Origin of the sequence: Thiomonas sp. FB-Cd, assembly GCF_000733775.1 — a bacterium.
Classification (GTDB): Bacteria; Pseudomonadota; Gammaproteobacteria; order Burkholderiales; family Burkholderiaceae_C; genus Thiomonas_A.
Window position 1 is genome coordinate 2,470,738 of record NZ_JPOE01000002.1, and the last position, 16,496, is coordinate 2,487,233.

At 65.0% G+C, this 16,496-nt stretch carries 16 protein-coding genes; 2 read left to right on the forward strand and 14 right to left on the reverse strand.

Translation table 11 applies throughout. From position 1 onward, the window contains the following. Positions 1-2: 2 nt before the first annotated feature. The 4 genes from CD04_RS21815 to fabA form a co-directional block, all read right to left on the reverse strand. Complete coding sequence (locus CD04_RS21815; protein ID WP_231480566.1) at positions 3-1,115, reverse strand: transposase; 1,113 nt, start codon at positions 1,113-1,115, stop codon at positions 3-5. Positions 1,116-1,124: 9 nt separating this feature from the next. Beyond that, positions 1,125-1,286 (reverse strand): helix-turn-helix domain-containing protein, encoded by a 162-nt coding sequence (locus CD04_RS24665; protein WP_231480536.1) that lies wholly within the window; start codon positions 1,284-1,286, stop codon positions 1,125-1,127. Positions 1,287-1,477: 191 nt separating this feature from the next. Continuing rightward, positions 1,478-2,863: a Fic family protein gene (locus CD04_RS0111980; protein WP_031407078.1), complete on the reverse strand. Its 1,386-nt coding sequence runs from the start codon at positions 2,861-2,863 to the stop codon at positions 1,478-1,480. A 197-nt stretch (positions 2,864-3,060) separates the two neighbouring features. Then, the gene (gene fabA, locus CD04_RS0111985) at positions 3,061-3,576 is read right to left on the reverse strand and encodes a 3-hydroxyacyl-[acyl-carrier-protein] dehydratase FabA (protein WP_031407080.1); all 516 of its coding nucleotides are present in this window, start codon (positions 3,574-3,576) and stop codon (positions 3,061-3,063) included. 97 nt (positions 3,577-3,673) lie between these two features. On the opposite strand from fabA, the gene ruvA reads away from it, so the two are divergent. Together ruvA and ruvB are read left to right on the forward strand one after the other, a co-directional pair. Further along, on the forward strand, positions 3,674-4,252 hold the full coding sequence (gene ruvA, locus CD04_RS0111990) for a Holliday junction branch migration protein RuvA (protein WP_031407082.1): 579 nt from the start codon (positions 3,674-3,676) through the stop codon (positions 4,250-4,252). Positions 4,253-4,524: 272 nt separating this feature from the next. Further along, on the forward strand, positions 4,525-5,574 hold the full coding sequence (ruvB, locus tag CD04_RS0112000; RefSeq protein ID WP_031407084.1) for a Holliday junction branch migration DNA helicase RuvB: 1,050 nt from the start codon (positions 4,525-4,527) through the stop codon (positions 5,572-5,574). 25 nt (positions 5,575-5,599) lie between these two features. Here ruvB and CD04_RS0112005 read toward each other — a convergent pair whose 3' ends face one another. From CD04_RS0112005 to CD04_RS0112050, 10 genes are all read right to left on the reverse strand, one after another. Continuing rightward, positions 5,600-6,892, reverse strand: coding sequence for a DUF3443 family protein (locus CD04_RS0112005; RefSeq protein WP_231480567.1), 1,293 nt, complete (start codon positions 6,890-6,892; stop codon positions 5,600-5,602). Then, entirely contained in the window at positions 6,889-7,377 is a 489-nt protein-coding gene (locus tag CD04_RS21820; RefSeq protein ID WP_051849139.1) for a DUF2844 domain-containing protein, read from the reverse strand. The genes CD04_RS0112005 and CD04_RS21820 overlap by 4 nt, the downstream gene beginning before the upstream one ends. 86 nt (positions 7,378-7,463) lie before the next feature. Beyond that, positions 7,464-8,111 (reverse strand): histidine phosphatase family protein, encoded by a 648-nt coding sequence (locus CD04_RS0112015; RefSeq protein WP_031407090.1) that lies wholly within the window; start codon positions 8,109-8,111, stop codon positions 7,464-7,466. 102 nt (positions 8,112-8,213) lie between these two features. Then, a complete protein-coding gene (locus CD04_RS0112020) occupies positions 8,214-9,815 on the reverse strand; it encodes a DHA2 family efflux MFS transporter permease subunit (RefSeq protein ID WP_031407093.1) in 1,602 nt (533 codons plus the stop codon). 8 nt (positions 9,816-9,823) lie between these two features. Beyond that, positions 9,824-11,143, reverse strand: coding sequence for an HlyD family efflux transporter periplasmic adaptor subunit (locus CD04_RS0112025; RefSeq protein WP_051849140.1), 1,320 nt, complete (start codon positions 11,141-11,143; stop codon positions 9,824-9,826). A 66-nt stretch (positions 11,144-11,209) separates the two neighbouring features. Further along, positions 11,210-12,757: an efflux transporter outer membrane subunit gene (locus tag CD04_RS0112030; protein WP_231480568.1), complete on the reverse strand. Its 1,548-nt coding sequence runs from the start codon at positions 12,755-12,757 to the stop codon at positions 11,210-11,212. A 69-nt stretch (positions 12,758-12,826) separates the two neighbouring features. After that, complete coding sequence (locus CD04_RS0112035) at positions 12,827-13,363, reverse strand: MarR family winged helix-turn-helix transcriptional regulator (protein ID WP_031407099.1); 537 nt, start codon at positions 13,361-13,363, stop codon at positions 12,827-12,829. Positions 13,364-13,461: 98 nt separating this feature from the next. Beyond that, entirely contained in the window at positions 13,462-14,652 is a 1,191-nt protein-coding gene (locus CD04_RS0112040) for a deoxyguanosinetriphosphate triphosphohydrolase (protein ID WP_081858014.1), read from the reverse strand. 22 nt (positions 14,653-14,674) lie between these two features. After that, positions 14,675-15,814 carry a 3-dehydroquinate synthase gene (aroB, locus tag CD04_RS0112045; protein ID WP_081857914.1) on the reverse strand — a complete coding sequence of 380 codons (1,140 nt, stop codon included), beginning with the start codon at positions 15,812-15,814 and terminating at the stop codon, positions 14,675-14,677. 107 nt (positions 15,815-15,921) lie between these two features. Further along, entirely contained in the window at positions 15,922-16,485 is a 564-nt protein-coding gene (locus tag CD04_RS0112050) for a shikimate kinase (protein ID WP_081857915.1), read from the reverse strand. Between the last annotated feature and the right edge of the window lie 11 nt (positions 16,486-16,496).

Genomic DNA, 16,496 nt, shown 5'->3' on the forward strand with positions numbered 1-16,496 from the left:
CGCTAAACGCATGGCGTTGTAGCGGGGGTTTCGCGGGTCAAGGACCTGGACTTGCCACGTTGCCGTGGCAGAGGTTTGGGTCTCGCCGCCACGCCCGTCCCAGACGTGTCCTGCGTGTTGAATGCGTCGATGAGCACCACCATTGCGCTGTTCTGGTCGCGCGGCGCCGTATGCCCGCACGGGCACACATGCATGCGTTGGCTCAGCGTCTTGGGAACGAGTTCCCAGCACGCCGCGCAGCGCTGCGACGGTTTGAGCTGGCGCGTGTTGCTCAGATGCAGCCGCGTACCAGCTTCTTCCGCTTTGTACGCGAGCATCGGATGCGCCATGCCGAACCCTGCCGAGAGGATCTCCCGGTTGAGTCCGGCCTTTTGCCGCACGCGACGGCCCGGTGCATCCACCGTGCCCTTCGCGCTGCGGCTCATGGTCTTCGGGGCCAATTGCTCAGTCGCCAGGACGGCGCATTGCCGCACCATCCTGGTTGTTTCCTTGTGCACGAAGTCCCGGCGCCGATTGCCGATACGCTCGTGCAGCCGGGCGATGCGACGCCCGAGCCGTTTGAAGCGTAGCGATCCCTTCTTCTTCCTGGCGCGCTGCCGCTGCAGCGCGGCAAGGCGCGGCAGTTCCTCGCGCAGCCAGCGCGGGTTGCCGATAGTCCGTCCATCATCGAACGTCGCCCAGTCGTTGATCCCGAAATCCACCCCGCGGCGCTGATCGCCCGTGCGCCGGCGCGCACAGGTCGACTCGGGCACGCGCAGCGTCACCGACACGAACCACCCACCACCTTTGCGCGTGAGGGTGATGTCGTTGGGTTTTGCCTCAACCCCGAAGCGGTGACGCCCGCGCGCCCGGACGGACAGGGCCGTGTCTCCACTGCCGATGCGCAGCGTGGCACCACGGCCGCCGTGCTGCATGAGCTTCCAGCCAGCCGGGTCGGGATAGGCAAAGCCCGCGAACCGCTTCGCGGCCTTGAACCGCGGGAATCCGGGCGTCTGCCCCGCCTTGACGCGACGAAAGAACGACTGGAAGGCGAGATCCAGCCGCCGCAGCGTCTGCTGCAAGGCGTGGCTGCCGAGTTCGTTGAGCTCAGGCCGATCCGCCTTGATCTGCGGCAATGCGTTCTGCTACGCGTAATAGCTGATGGATTTGCCGGCCTTGCGCCAGGCGTCGATGCGCTCTTCCAGCGCCGCGTTGTACAACTCGCAGTGCAGCCGCGTCCAAGCCTCAAGCCGCGCAGCTTGCGCGGCATTGGGATACAGCTTGAGCGTGACTTTGCGCCGTTGCAGACTGGTATTTTATCCAGCCTGGAGAGGAACAACAAGCGAAACCCGCCCGCTTGACCCCCTCCTGCCCGGTCGGCTTCGCCTGAGCGACGCTGTGCGTCGGGCCGGGCGAGGAAGGGGAATGCGCGAGCATGTGTTCAGGCGCAGGTGACGGGGAGGTGCCGGTCGGAGACCTTGGCTTCCCACGGGAAACCTTACGAAGGGCGCCCCAGGTCTATCCACTCCTGGGTCTTGCCCATGGGCAGCCGATACCGAGCGCAGTTGTAGGGCTCCAGATGCTGCAACTCAGCCTTGAGCATGGCATTGAAGACTGCGCTATCAGCGTCGGGTATCGAAAGGCTCGTGACGGCCTGGTCCAGGCGGGCTCCGAAATACACAATCTTGCGAATAGCCTCGCCGAGTTGCTCTCGGTAGCGCAATCGCATCGGGTCAGGCCCACCCATCGACTCGACCACGACCTGATACTTCTCGATGGAACGGCGATAGGTCCACTCAAAAAGCTCGACTGCTAGCGTCACGTCCAGGCGCTCATAGACGCCTAGCATGGCAAGCGCATAGTCCTGTTGCCCAACGTCAAGAAACGAAAGCGGCGCGCAGTTTGCCAGTATGTAAGGCATGTTCGCTGCCAAACGACTCGTTCGCTTGTTGCCGTCCACGAAAGGCTGGAGGTATGCGATATTCACCCATAAATAGAACGAGGCCTCTACCGGATTGCGAATTTGACGCGCCTTGTCGACGATGTGCCCGAGCATTTCTTCGAGAAGATTGGGAACCTGGCTGGGAACGTAGACGGTGTCTTGAATGTTGACGATTTTCTTGCGGATGGCGCCGAGGTCCGCTGGGTCCGCCAGCAGGTCGCGCATGAGCAGGCTTTGAATGTTCCGAACGACTGGAACGGTGATGCCCTCCGTCGGCACCGCATCGACAAGGAATTCGATGGTCTCCTTGTGGTTCAGGAGCATCGTTGCGTCTCTATCATCAGCTTCCGAACGCCCCTTCTCAAACAGGTGGCGCGTGTCCAAGAGGCTCTTGCGATTGCCCTCAAGCCGCGAGGAGAACCACGAGAGGTCGATGAGCAGTTGCTCCAAGACCTTGCGAGCGTATGTTCCTGCGGGCAACTGGTCCTTTGACCTGCCAGCCTCATACAACTCGTTGGCAAGGAGCGCAGGCAGGAACGAAGACGCGTTCGGCTTGTAGTTGTCGACGAATGACCGCTGGTAGGTGACGGGCTTCCTCGTCCCCACTGGTTCCGACAGTTGAGCCACGAGCGCACGTGCCTGCGGGCTCCACGGCAACGCTTGCTGAGGCTGTTCCGGGGTGCTCAGAGGGCGCTCGCCCGCGGCGGTCATTTCTGGGTAAACCGCTCCGGCTGCCTCTGGTATCCGGTAGACGATGGCGCGACCGGCGCCGTGCCTTTCGAGACGACCCGTCTTCGCAAGGTTGGCCAATGCACGGTTAACCGTGGCCCGGGGGCGACCAAGATGGGACTCGATGGCGCCTGCAGAGACTCCTGCAGAGCTCCCGCCCTGGCGTTGAGCCACGTACGCGACGATGGCAGTGAGAAGGTCCTCCTTGGGCATGAATTCCCGCAATGAAGTGCATCCTATCATTTATTTTATCATAATTCCGCAATCTTATCAAAATAGTGACAAGAAAAAGCGAACGTGATAGGTTTTTGATAGAAAAACAATTTCGTATCGAGAAATGACAAGAATGAACTCTCCCGCCACTACAACCGCGCAAGCGGTTTAGTGGCGGGAGAGTTCATTAGCCAGATTCAGAATCCCTCGGTGGATGTGAACAGCCCGACCCGCAGATCCTTGGCTATGTAGATTTCGCGACCGTCGACCCGCATGATCCCGTCGCCAATGCCCATCACCAGGCGGTGATTGATCACGCGCTTGAGATCGATCTGGTATGTCACCAGCTTGGCCGTGGGCAGAACCTGACCGGTGAACTTCACCTCCCCTACGCCCAAGGCGCGGCCGCGACCTGGTGCGCCCATCCAGCCGAGGTAAAAACCCACGAGCTGCCACATCGCGTCCAGCCCAAGGCAGCCGGGCATGACGGGGTCATTCTCGAAATGGCAGCCAAAGAACCACAAATCAGGCCGGATATCGAGTTCGGCACGCATCTCGCCCTTGCCATAGGTTCCCCCGTGGTCGGCGATGTGGGTGATGCGGTCCATCATCAGCATGTTGTCCAGTGGAAGCTGGGCGTTGCCGGGTCCGAACAGCTTGCCGTGGCCGCAGGCCACCAGCTCATCATGGGTGTAGGAAGATTGGGGTTTCATGGGCAGTGGCGCAATGGAACCGTGCAGTTTAGCCGGCCGCGGCGTTTGCCCGCCCAAGGAGGCAGCCATCGGCCTGCGGGCTGTTAAAGTGGCGACCATGATCGGACGCATCCACGGCACCCTGCTCGACAAGACCCCACCCCAGATCCTGGTGGACTGCTCCGGCGTGGGCTACGAAATCGATGTCCCGATGAGCACGCTGTACACCCTTGCGGCCATTGGGCAGACGGTGACTCTGCTGACGCATCTGGCAATTCGCGAGGATGCGCACCAGCTCTTCGGTTTTGCCACCGCTCAGGAGCGTGAAGCCTTTCGCGCACTGATCAAGATTTCCGGCGTGGGCGCGCGCATTGCGCTGGCCGTGCTGTCGGGCCTGAGCGTGAACGAACTCGCGCAGGCCATCGCGGCGCAAGATCCTGCGCGACTCACGCGCGTGCCGGGCATCGGCAAGAAGACCGCCGAGCGGCTGCTCCTTGAGTTGCGCGGCAAGCTCGGACCGAATCTTGGCCGTCCTGCTGGAGCGATCACGGCGCCTGGTCATGCCGACGTGCTGCAGGCGCTGCTGGCGCTGGGCTATTCCGAACGCGAGGCAACAGCCGTCGTGGGCAAACTACCCGCCGATTGTGGCGTGGACGATGGCATCCGCCAGGCACTGAAGCTGCTGGCCAAGGGTTAAGTGTGGCGCATGCGTGTGGGCTCTGCCCAAGCCAGGCGCAGGGAGCCAGGCACGACGCCCGTGTTTCCGTTTCCGCGAAACTGGATAAAATGACAGCCTCATCCGGCACCATCAAGCATCAGGCTCATCAGGCTCGGGGGTGTCCTGGCGATCGCAATGCCGCACCGATGGCGCATTGCGACCGCCAAACCTGTGCGTCCCCAACCGGGATGCCTTGCGGCTGGCTGCAGCACGTTGTTCATCCCCACCGAACCTGAGGCATCTTTCGAATCATGAGCATCCAGGCCGACAGCTTCGAAGCCACCCGCGTCATCAGCCCTGCACCGGCGTCGCCGCAGGAAGAGGCCGTGGAACGTGCCCTGCGGCCGCAGATTCTTTCGGAGTACGTCGGGCAGGTCAAGGTGCGCGAGCAACTGGACATTTTCATGGGCGCGGCAAAAAAGCGTGGCGAGGCACTGGACCACGTGTTGCTGTTCGGCCCCCCGGGGCTCGGCAAGACCACGCTGGCGCACATCATCGCGCGCGAAATGGGCGTGAACCTGCGCTCCACTTCGGGTCCGGTGCTGGAGCGCGCGGGTGACCTGGCTGCGCTGCTCACCAACCTCGAGCGCAACGACGTGCTGTTCATCGATGAGATCCACCGCCTGTCGCCCGTTGTCGAGGAAATCCTCTATCCCGCGCTGGAGGACTACCAGATCGACATCATGATCGGTGAGGGTCCAGGCGCGCGCAGCGTGAAGATCGATCTGCAGCCCTTTACCCTGGTGGGCGCCACCACGCGCGCGGGCATGCTCACCAACCCGCTGCGCGACCGCTTCGGCATCGTCTCGCGTCTGGAGTTCTACACCACCGAAGAGCTCACGACCATCGTGCAGCGCTCCTCGCAACTGCTGCAGGCCCACATCGAGCAGGACGGTGCCCTGGAGATTGCGCGGCGTTCACGCGGCACCCCGCGCATCGCCAACCGGCTGCTGCGCCGCGTGCGCGATTACGCCGAGGTGCGCGCCGACGGACGCATCAGCCGCGATGTGGCCGATCGCGCACTCAAAATGCTGGACGTCGATCCCCTGGGCTTTGATCTGATGGACCGCAAGCTGCTGGAGGCCATTGTCCACCGATTCGGCGGCGGCCCGGTGGGGCTGGACAACCTGGCCGCAGCCATCGGCGAGGAGCGCGACACCATTGAGGACGTGATTGAGCCGTTTCTCATCCAGCACGGCTACATTCAGCGCACCCCGCGCGGGCGCATTGCCAGTGCAGCCACCTATGCCCACCTCGGACTGGCGGCGCCGCGTGCCCCTGGCGACCTCTTCAGCGGCTAGAACCGGCGCCAGGCCGCGTGCGCCGTCAGAACGCCACAAAGCCGTTTGGGAATTGCGTGCCCTGAATACCGGTTGCAATGGGCCGCCCGAAGTAAAACGGCAAACCCAGATCGATCTGGCCGGAGACTGCTGCAGTGCCGCCCAGCGCCGGCAGCGCCGCATTCGCCGTCTGGAACATGGCATCGGCGCTGGCAATGGTGATGCCCGCATTGGCAACGATCGCGCCCGAGGAAAGCTCCAGGGCCTCATTGGCGGGCGGGAGCGGGCAATAAAAGCCGGTTGATTGGGTGCACGGGGGCAGATTCAGGGCCAGGTAGTCGCCATTGGAGCCGCTGTCGATGAAGCCCGTACCCGCACTGCCGTTGACGGCGACCGACAGATTGCCAATATTGTCCAGCGGGAAGACCTGCGCGCCGGATGGCAGCTGGTTGTTGCTGGCGGTGTTGATCCCCAAAACAAGCACCCCGGTCGCTGTCTGCGCCCCCCACGGCAGGGGTACCGCAGGCAGCAGCAGGATGCTGCCGTTGTTGTCGGACGCCAGAGCCGCAACCGGGTTGATGCCTTGCTGGTCGAGGCTCGCGCTGGTTTCGGTGCAGGTGGAGCCGCTGCAGGAGAAGTAGATACCCGGAGTTGTCTTGTATTGGGAGGTACAGGCCTGGCCGCAGTCATACGTAAAGTTGCTGATCCCCAAAATGCCGTTGACCACCCCGGCCAGTTGCCCCGAGAAATCCGGCCCCTGGTTCTGGCAGGCCAGTGGCGCGGTCGTCGGGATTGCAGGATCGTTGATGACCTCGATCGGTATGGCGCCGGCGGTGCTCAGGCCGCCGATCTGCACGGTGGCCTTGCGCATGCTGCCCCAGGTGTAGCCCGAGGCGAATTGCGCGCAGGCGGCAAGTTGTCCGCTTGCGGCAGGAATACCGGGCAGGTTCACCGACCCCAGTTGGTTGGCGAAAATGCGAAGGCCCGCAGAGCCGGTATCGACGAGCACATTGGGGATGCTCTGGCAGGCGTTGCTCGCATCGCACACCGTCACGGTGACATAGGGGGTGTTCGCTGTGCTTGTGCCGCTCGTGTTCAGCTGCCGGACGCTGACCGGCACCACATTCGGCCCGCTGGGTGGCGTGGCCAGACTCACGCCGGGGTTGGTCGTCGCCGCTGGAACCGCTGGCGTGCTGCCGCCGCCCCCGCCACAAGAAGCCAGCAGGGTCGACGCGGCCAGCGCCAGACCCACCGCAACCCTGCGCATGGGCGCCTCAGGCACGCGGCGCATGATGCCGGTACGTGTCAAGAATCGTTCGCGCAGGAGGCTCAGGCTCATGGCTGCAAACTCGACACATCGAAGCCCGCCGGCACCAGCGACGGCACCCAGGCGACGCCATAGAAATTTCGCATGCGGCCGGCGCTGTGCACCACAATATCGTCACCGTGCACGCTCGACGCGGCCAGGCCCATGCCCGCGCGCGGCCTGCCCCCAAGGTAGGGCTTGAAATAGGCACCGAGCAACTGCTGAAGGTCGGGTTTGAACGGCCCGCGCCACGTCAGGGCAAACACCGTACCCGTGGCATCGGCATATTCAGTGACTGTTGCCCCGCGTGGGGTCTGCACAACCTGACTCTGGATCGAGGCCGCGGCTTGCGCTGCTGATGTGGATCGTGCAGCCAGGCGCTGTGACGGTGCAGCCACCGTGCCGTCCTCGCCGGCCGCACTCAGTGGCCGGCCCAAGCCGGCTTGGGCGCCCGTTTGCGCGAGCAGGACCAGCGCACAGGCTGCAAACCAACGCAAGATTTGCTTGAAAGGCGTCATGACAAAGGAGGTTGATGCAAAGAAAAACCGGATCCTGCCGTTCAGTCTATCCGAACCTCAGGCACGCAACCGCCGCACCGCACCGCTCAGGCCGCGGTTTCATCGAGCACGCTGTCCAGGTGCCCACTGTCGTTCCATCCCACCAGAATGAGGCGACCGTCGACCGCGAGCACGCGGTTGATCGCGGCATTGCGCAACTCCCAGGTGCGCGGCGCATCCAGGGCCTGGCCCGTGGCGCAGCGGTGCAGGCAATCCAGTGCGCCACCATGCGTCACGATGGCCAGGGTCTGGCCCAGATGGCGCTCGGCGATGCCCAGCACGGCCGCCGTGACGCGCGCGTAGAACGCATCGAGGCGTTCGCCCCCGCCCGGCGCTGCGAAGGACGGGTCGCGCTTGCGCCAGCGCATGCATGCATCGGGATGGGTGTCCTGCAACTGCGCAAAACTTGATCCCTCGAATGCGCCGAAGGCGCGCTCGCGCAGGGCTGCGTCGGTGCGCGGCACAAGGCCCTGCGCCGCGGCAATAGGAGCCGCCGTCTCGCGTGCGCGCAACAGGTCGCTGGCGTACACGCCGTGGATTTGCATCTCGCCCAGCGCTTGCGCCACAGCCTGCGCCTGGGCCTGGCCGCGCGCGTTGAGCGCAATATCGGTGTGCCCCTGAATGCGCGCGCTGGCATTCCAGTCCGTTTCGCCGTGGCGGATGAGCAAAAGCAAGGTGGCTTCGTCTTGGAGCATGGCTGGCATGGTAGCGCGAGTGACCGTCCCAAAGGCCTCGATCACGCCGCCGAACCGCGCACCCGAACGTGGCGACGTGAGGGGTTTGGCACCAGCGCGGGGTCAATGCGCCGCACTGGCGTCGACCGGCCCGGACGTCTTGGCGGGTTTGATCAGCCAGACGATGCCGATCATCGCCAGGAACAGCCAGGCGCTCAGGCGAAACATCTCGTCCACGGAGATCGTATAGGCCTGCTGGTCGATGAGGCGGTTGATCACCCCCAGTGCCTGTTCATAGCTGAATCCACCCTGCTGCAGGCCCTGGATGACGGGGTCCGAGACCGGGTTGCCGGCGTAGATGTGGCTTACGAGCTGCTCGTGATGCAAGCTGGCGCGATTCGCCCACAGCGTGGTGTAGATCGAGGTGCCGAATGATCCCGCAGTGATGCGCGCAAAATTCGACAGCCCCGACGCCGCGGCGATGCGCTGCGGAGGCAAGCCGCCGAGGATGATGCCCAGCAGCGGGATGAAGAACGTGGCCGTGGCGATGCCCTGGATCACCGTGGGAATCGAATATTCCCAATAGCTGTCCGCCACGGTGAAGCGCGAACGCATCCAGAACACCAGTGCAAATACGGCGAACGAAAGGGTCGTGATCCAGCGCATGTCCACCGCGTTCATGTAGCGACCGATGATGGGCGAGAGCATCAAGGCGAACAGCCCCACCCAGGCCAGCACCTCACCGGCGTCGGTCGCGGTGTACCCGACGAACTCCTGAAGCCACAGGGGCAGCAGCACCAGGCTGCCGAAAAACATGCCGTAGGCCAGCGCCAGCATGATGGTGCCGAGGGTGAAGTTGGGCAGTTTGAACAGGGTCAGGTCCACCACCGGATGCTCATCGTAGATTTCCCAAATGAGGAAGAGCACAAAGCCGATGAAAGCGCTCACCGCCAGTGCCAGGATGACGTTGGAGCCGAACCAGTCGAGTTCCTGGCCCTTGTCCAGCATGATCTGCAGCGACCCCACCCAGATGACCAGAAGGCTCAGCCCCGTCCAGTCGATCGGAAGCTTGCGGATCGGGGTCTCCCGGTCTTTGTAGATGGCCAGCGTGACGAGCGCACAGATGATGCCCACGGGCACATTGATATAGAAAATCCACGGCCAGGAAATATTGTCGGTAATCCAGCCGCCGAGAAGCGGTCCGGTAATGGGTGCCACCAGCGTGGTCATGGACCACATCGCGATGGCCATGCCCGCGCGCTGCGGCCGGTAGCTCGACAGCAGGAGCGTTTGCGACAGGGGAATCATCGGGCCTGCGCTGGCGCCCTGCAGCACGCGGAAAAGGATCAGGACTTCCAGGCTCGGCGCCTGGCCGCAGAGGAAGGAAAACAGGGTGAACAGCAGGATGCTGGAGAGAAAGACCTTGACCGCTCCGAAGCGCTGGGTGAGAAAGCCGGTGAGCGGCACGGCGATGGCATTGGCCACGCCGAAGGATGTGATGACCCAGGTGCCCTGCGACGAGCTCACGCCCAGATCGCCTGCGATCGAGGGGATCGACACGTTGGCGATCGAGGTGTCGAGCACGTTCATGAAGGTCGCCAGGCTCAGCGCAATCGTGCCCAGCACCAGGGCACCGCCGGCAAGCGGCTTCAGGTGTGCAGGATGCGATGGCGGCTCTGGCGTGGCGCCGGCTGCGGCTTCCTCGACCGTGGTGATATCGGCCATCGTCGGCCTCAGCGCTTGGCGGGAGCAGGCGCGGCGGCACCGTGCCCGGCTGGCGTCTTCGCGTCCGGCAGGCCGACTTGCCCGTCGGGCATGCCACCGGCATTCGCCGCGATGATGCTGTTGACCAGCGCGTCGGCCTTGTCCCAGTTGGCCGCATAAACGTCGGTCTGCGCCGCCGGCTTGCTGGGTGGCTCGTCCACGACAAGCGGTCCGCCATGGTGGCTGATGTCCACGGTGACCTCGGTGGACAGGCCCACGCGCAACGGGTATCTGGCCACCTGCGCGGCATCGAGGGCAATGCGCACCGGCACGCGCTGCACCACCTTGATCCAGTTGCCGGTGGCGTTCTGTGCCGGCAGCAGCGCAAACGCCGCACCGCTCCCGGCGGAGATCCCGACGACCTTGCCGTCATACGTCACGTTGCTGCCATAGAGATCGGCCGTGACCTTGGCGGGCTGGCCGATGCGCAGCTCACGCAACTGGGTTTCCTTGAAGTTGGCATCCACCCACACGTCCGATAGCGGCACCACGCTCATCAGCGGCAGGCCTGGGGCCACGCGCTGGCCGAGTTGCACCGTGCGGCGTGCCACCACACCCGTGACCGGTGCGAGGATCGTGGTGCGCTCGTAGGCCAGATAGGCCTCGCGCACACGCGCTGCGGCCAGGCGCACAGTGGGGTTGCGGGCCAGCACGCTGCCGGCCGTCTGGGCCTCGTTTGCCGTCACCTGAGCCAATGCGGCTTTCACACCGGCCTGCGCGGTCTGCAGGGCGCTCTTGGCCGCCTGCACGGCGATCTGCGCCTGGCGGATTTCCTCGCCACCCACGGCCCCGGTGCCCGCAAGCGCCTGGCGGCGGTGGAGCGCGTCCTCGGCCTTGGCGAGATTGGCCTGGGCGGTGGCCACGTCGGTCTGGCGCACGCCCACCAGCGACTGCAAGGCAGCGGTCTGGGCATAGGTCACCCGCAGGGCGCGCACCGCCTGTCCGAGCTGTGCCTCGGCCTGCTGCAAGGCCACGCGGGTATCCGCGCCGTCAAGCTTGAGCAGGGTCTGCCCAGCCTGCACGAGTTGGGTGTCATCGGCGTTGATGGCCGTGACCGTGCCGCCCACCTGAGGCGTGATCTGCACCAGGTTGCCGCTGACATAGGCGTCGTCCGTGTTGACCTCCGACAGCGACAACCAATAGTGGTAGCCGCTGTAGAGGACGCCGGCGATGATGAACACGGTGATGGCCCCAAGCATCAGCTTGCGGCGCTTGGCCGCCTTGCCGTTGCCCGAGTCCGGTGCGCTGTCTGGCGTGTTTGCGTTGGACGATTGCGGATTGGCGCTCATGGAAAGCTCCGAGTCGATGTCATGTGTTGTTGTGATGGATGCGAGGAAGGGAGAGAGCGCAGCCCCTCAGCGCCGAGCGGTTGCCGTGTTCACGCCACCCTGCAGCACTCCGGCACTGGGCGCAGGCGCCGCAGCGGATGCCGGCCCGGCGGCCTGCGGCAGCGCCTGCGCGGCGTAGCCTCCGCCCAGGGCACGGATCAGCGCCACGTCATCGACCAGGGCCTGGGCTTTGAGATCCGCGCCGGCCTGTTCGAGTTGCAGCACGGCGTTTTCGGTGGTCAGCACGTTGAGGTAGTTGCCCAGGCCGGCGCCGTACCGCTTTTGCGCCAGTGTGAAGGCGTCCTGTGCCAGGCTCAGGGCCTTTTGCTGCTGCACGATCTGCGCCTGCAGCGAGCGGCGGTCACTCACGGCGTCAGCCACTTCGCGCACGGCGTTCACGAGCGTAGCGTTGTATTGGTCAATGGCCGCATCAGCTGCCGCTGCCTGGCCCCGCAGATTCGCGCGCAACTTGCCACCCTCGAAGATCGGCAGCGTCAGCGCTGGGCCCACACCGTACGCGCGGCTGCCCGTGGTGAGGAACTGGCTGAACCCCAAAGCGGTGAATCCGGCAAAGGCCGTGAGACTGATGTTCGGATAGAAGGCTGCACGCGCCGCTTTCACGCCGGCCAGCGCGCTTTGCACCTGCCAGCGCGCTGCCACGACGTCGGCACGGCGGCCAATGAGTGCAGCCGGAAGCGTCTGCGGCAATGCAGGCATGGGCATGGTCCCCAGGCTTGGACTGAGGGACTGGGTTTCGCCGGGCCCCCGTCCAAGCAAGGCCGCAAGCGCGTGCCGGGCCTGCTCCATGGACTGCGCGTTTTGCTCGAGCTGCAAGCGGATCTGGGGAATCTCGGCTTGGGCCTGGCGCTGCTGCAAGGTGGTTTCCAGTCCTGTGCGCACGCGATCGCTCACCAGGCGCTCGATGTCCTGTCGCTGCTGCAGCGTCTTGTGCAGAACGGCCCGCTGCGCAGTCAGTCGCGCAAGATTGATGTAGGCGCCGGCGACGTTGGCGGCCAGCAACACGCGGCCGGCTTGCGCTTGTGCTTGCGCAGCGCGCGCCTGGCCGACCGCGGCCTGCAGTTGCGCGCGGTTGCGGCCGAAGAAATCCAACGTGTAGCTACCTTGCAGCAGGGCCTGGTTTTCCGTATAGACACCACCGCCAAGGGGCGGTGGATAGATGTCGTTTTCGCTGAAGCGTTGGCGCGTGGAATTCACCGCCGCACCGAGTTGCGGCTCCAGGCTGCTTTGCGCCACGCCCACGGCGGCTTGCGCCTGACGCATGCGCGCCTGGGCTTCCTGCAAGCTCGGGTTGTCGGCCAGGGCCTGGGTCACCAGGCGGTCAAGCTCCGGGCTGTGAAAGCTCGTCCACCAGTTGTCCTTGGGGAAGTCTGCCGGGCTGCTGCTCAGGCCCAATTGGGCGGGCCCGACGGTCTGGGCCGTGGGCCGAACCCCTCCGGTGGAGGCGCAACCGGCGAGCATCACGGCAGCGAGAAGCGGCGCAAGGCTCAGCAGGCGGCCTGCGTGTTGCGCCGCGCGAGCGGATGGGAACAGCGGTGTGAGCGGCATGGTGGTCATGGAAAGGGTAAGTGGCACGCGTCGAGCTTGCCTGGAGGATGTTGCGCTGCGTTGATGCGCCTGAGCCGTTCAATCCTCGCGCACGGTGAGTCGAGGTCCCGGCCCCGCGTTACTGGCGGCTGCCAGCGCTTCGCCGTTGCCTGCAAAGCGTCGCAACAACTCCATCAGCGTGGCGAATTCCTCGCCGCTGAACCCGCGCAGATGTTCATTGAGGACGGCGGCGAGCACGGCGGGAACCTGCTGCGCGACCTCACGTCCTTTCGGCGTGAGCGCCAGATGGACCACGCGGCGGTCGACCGTGCTGCGGCTTCGCGCCAGAAGCCCCTTGGCTTCAAGACGGTCGAGCATGCGGGTCATGCCACCTGCGTCCGTCTGCATTTCACGCGCACAGGCAGCCACCGTGTCGCAACCTTCCAGCACGTGAATCAACGGGTGCCACTGCGTGCCCGTGAGATCCAGCACCTGCATGCGATGGTCGAGATTGCGCACCAGCACGCCCAGGCAGCGCTTCATCAAGAAACCGACCGAGGTGTCCTTGCTGTAAGTCTGCGCGTCGTAGAAGCACGGCGGATCGGCCGCAGGAGAACTGGGGGACTTCGTATTCATGCCGTGCATGATACTGCCTAGGCAAATACCGCGATGTCATTATTTGATACACCTGCGCGGTTTGCGGGATTTCCGGCGCCTTCAGCGCTCAGGCCGCCTCACCAGTCTTGCACGGAGAACAGTTTGCGATGCTCCTTGATCGCGTAGCGGTCGGTCATGCCGGCGATGTAATCGGCAATCGCGCGCAATTGCCCGCCTCCCGCCGGGCGCTGGTGGTCGGCAGGGAGCAGGCGCGGCTCAGCGGCGTAGGCCTCAAACAGCTCGCGCAGCACGCGCGCCGCCTTCGTCGTGGAGCGCAGCACCTGCGGATGGCGATACAAGGCCTGGCGCAGGAACTGCTGCAGCTGGGTGAGCTGATCGCGCACCGGCGGGCTGAAGCCGACGAGCGCAGGACGCAGGCGCACATCGGCCGGACTGCGCACATCGGCCTGGGCGATGCGCGCAAGACTCTGGGTCACCAGATCGGCAATGAGCGCGGAGATCATGCGCCGCACGGTCTCGGCCACCAAGCGCTTGGGTGCCAGCCCTGGGTAAGCCGTGCGCACAACGTGGCAATGGCCGCCGAAAAAGTCGATGGCCTCGAGCTGTTCGATCTGCAGCAGGCCAGAGCGCAAGCCGTCATCGATATCGTGGTTGTTGTAGGCGATCTCATCAGCCAGATTTGCCACCTGCGCTTCCAGGCTTGGCTGGCCACCATGCAGAAAGCGCGCAGCAACATCCCCCAATCGCTCGGCGTTGCGCCGCGAACAATGCTTGAGAATGCCTTCGCGGGTCTCGAACGTGAGATTCAGCCCGTCAAACGCGGCGTAGCGCTCCTCCAGCTTGTCGACCACCCGCAGCGACTGCAGATTGTGCTCAAAACCCCCGCCCTCGGCGTGGTGCTCGCGCATGCAAGCCGCAAGGGCGTCCTGTCCGGCGTGGCCGAAGGGCGTGTGTCCAAGGTCATGCGCCAGGGCAAGCGCCTCGGTCAGGTCTTCGTTGAGGCCAAGCGCTCGCGCAATGGACCGTGCGATCTGCGCCACTTCCAGGCTGTGGGTGAGCCGGGTGCGAAACAAATCCCCCTCGTGGTTGAGAAAGACTTGGGTCTTGTACTCCAAGCGCCGAAATGCGCCGCAATGGATGATGCGGTCGCGGTCGCGTTGGTAGTCGCTGCGATCGCTTGGCGGGGGTTCGGCATGGCGGCGGCCGCGCGAGGTCGCGGCGCTGCAGGCATACGGTGCAAGCGCGTGCGGCGCCGCTTCGCGCGCCAGCGCGGTGTCCGCGGCACGGGGCGTGATGGCGTCGTGCATGGCTTGCACGGGAGGGTTGCGCTCAGGCGCGCGTGAGCGCGTCCATGGATGCGCTGGGCGCAGCAGCCGATGCGTCGTCAAGCGCTCCATGCGCGGTGAGCGCGGCACGCACAACATCGTCGGGCACCGTGCGCAGCACGCAATGGCCCAGACCATCAAGCAAAACAAAGCGTACGGCACCGGCCTCGGCCTTCTTGTCCACCTGCATCAGCTCCAGGTAGCGCCCAAGCGCCAGCTCGGGAGCCTGCACCGGCAGACCCGCGCGGCGCACGAGCTCACGCAGTCGGGCGGCTGCCTCGGGTGCCAGCAGCCCCAGGCGCACGGACACATCGGCAGCAATGACCATCCCTGCACCCACGGCCTCGCCATGCAACCATTGGCCATAGCCCATCCCGGCTTCAATGGCGTGGCCAAAGGTATGGCCGAAGTTGAGAATGGCCCTCAGCCCCCCCTCGGTCTCATCCTGTGCCACGACGGCAGCCTTGATCTGGCAGGAGCGCTGCACGGCATGCGCCACGGCAGCGGGGTCGAGCGCACGCAGTGCGTCCATATTGCGTTCGAGCCACTCGAAGAACGTGGCATCGGCAATGGCACCGTGTTTGATGATCTCGGCAAGGCCCGCTGCAACTTCGCGCGCGGGAAGCGTGTGCAGCGTCTCGGTGTCGGCCACGACCAGGCGCGGCTGGTAGAACGCGCCAATCATGTTCTTGCCCAGGGGATGGTTGATCGCCGTCTTGCCGCCGACCGAAGAATCCACCTGGGCCAGCAGGGTGGTGGGGATCTGCACGAACGGCACGCCGCGCATGTAGCAGGCGGCGGCAAACCCGGTCATGTCGCCGATCACCCCTCCACCGAGCGCGCAGAGCACCGTCTTGCGGTCGCATTGATGTTCCAGCAGGGTGTCGAACACGCGGTTGAGCGTTGCCCAATCCTTGTATTGCTCGCCATCGGGAAGCACGCACACGAGCACCTGCGAAAAATGCGGGGCCAGCGCCTGCTGGACGCGCTGCGCATACAGCGGCGCAACCGTGGTGTTGGTCACGATGAGGGCTCGGGCCCGCTCATTTGCCACCCCTGCGAAGGTGTCTGGCCGCCCGAGCAGGCCGGACCCGATGTGGATGTCGTAGGCACGCTGGTCGAGTTCGACACGGACGGTGGTCATGGCTGGGAGCTTCTCTTCGAAATCAGGCCGCATTGTAGGAGGCCCTGTGCGGTGCCGCCCTCTCACTACTGCTCTGGCCGGAGCCCCCGCGGCGAGCCAAGCTTGCGCTAGCGCGGAGCTCGGGCAGGGGCTGCCGGATCGAGCACCCCGGCGAGCTCCAACTGGGTCAGCACCAGCTGCGTCAGCATGGCCGCTGAGGGACGGCCGGTGTCGATGACGAAATGCGCGGTCTCCCGGTACAGCGGATCGCGCTGACGGAACAATTCGCGCAGCTTGGCGCGCGGGTCACCCGTCTGAAGCAGCGGGCGGTTGCGGTCGTTGCGTGTGCGATGCGCCAACTCGTCAGCACTGGCGCGCAGGTACACCACCACGCCGCGATCGTGCAGCGCGCGCCGATTGTCCTCACGCAGCACGGCGCCGCCGCCGGTGGCCAGCACCACGCCATCGCGCCGTGTGAGCTCATCGATGACCTTCGATTCGATCGCCCGAAACCCCGCTTCGCCGTCGCGCGCGAACAGGGCTGCGATGGTGCAACCCTCCTGCCGCTCAATCTCGTGGTCGCAATCGACGAACGTCAATCCTGCCCGCTGCGCCAGCGCCCGACCGACCGTCGTCTTGCCGGCGCCCATCAGGCCGATGAGGAAGATGCGGGTGGGAGGCGACAAGGGCAGCGCGTGATGTC

What these genes read in the sequence shown, in the direction of transcription:
- CD04_RS0112015 (WP_031407090.1), bottom strand. Translation starts at nt 8,111, where the DNA reads ATGCTCCAAGACGAAGCCACCTTGCTTTTGCTCATCCGCCACGGCGAA.
- CD04_RS0111980 (WP_031407078.1), bottom strand. Translation starts at nt 2,863, where the DNA reads ATGCCCAAGGAGGACCTTCTCACTGCCATCGTCGCGTACGTGGCTCAA.
- CD04_RS0112035 (WP_031407099.1), bottom strand. Translation starts at nt 13,363, where the DNA reads ATGAATACGAAGTCCCCCAGTTCTCCTGCGGCCGATCCGCCGTGCTTC.
- CD04_RS0112005 (WP_231480567.1), bottom strand. Translation starts at nt 6,892, where the DNA reads ATGAGCCTGAGCCTCCTGCGCGAACGATTCTTGACACGTACCGGCATC.
- CD04_RS0112040 (WP_081858014.1), bottom strand. Translation starts at nt 14,652, where the DNA reads ATGCACGACGCCATCACGCCCCGTGCCGCGGACACCGCGCTGGCGCGC.
- fabA (WP_031407080.1), bottom strand. Translation starts at nt 3,576, where the DNA reads ATGAAACCCCAATCTTCCTACACCCATGATGAGCTGGTGGCCTGCGGC.
- aroB (WP_081857914.1), bottom strand. Translation starts at nt 15,814, where the DNA reads ATGACCACCGTCCGTGTCGAACTCGACCAGCGTGCCTACGACATCCAC.
- CD04_RS0112030 (WP_231480568.1), bottom strand. Translation starts at nt 12,757, where the DNA reads ATGACCACCATGCCGCTCACACCGCTGTTCCCATCCGCTCGCGCGGCG.
- ruvB (WP_031407084.1), top strand. Translation starts at nt 4,525, where the DNA reads ATGAGCATCCAGGCCGACAGCTTCGAAGCCACCCGCGTCATCAGCCCT.
- CD04_RS0112025 (WP_051849140.1), bottom strand. Translation starts at nt 11,143, where the DNA reads ATGAGCGCCAATCCGCAATCGTCCAACGCAAACACGCCAGACAGCGCA.
- CD04_RS0112020 (WP_031407093.1), bottom strand. Translation starts at nt 9,815, where the DNA reads ATGGCCGATATCACCACGGTCGAGGAAGCCGCAGCCGGCGCCACGCCA.
- CD04_RS21820 (WP_051849139.1), bottom strand. Translation starts at nt 7,377, where the DNA reads ATGACGCCTTTCAAGCAAATCTTGCGTTGGTTTGCAGCCTGTGCGCTG.
- ruvA (WP_031407082.1), top strand. Translation starts at nt 3,674, where the DNA reads ATGATCGGACGCATCCACGGCACCCTGCTCGACAAGACCCCACCCCAG.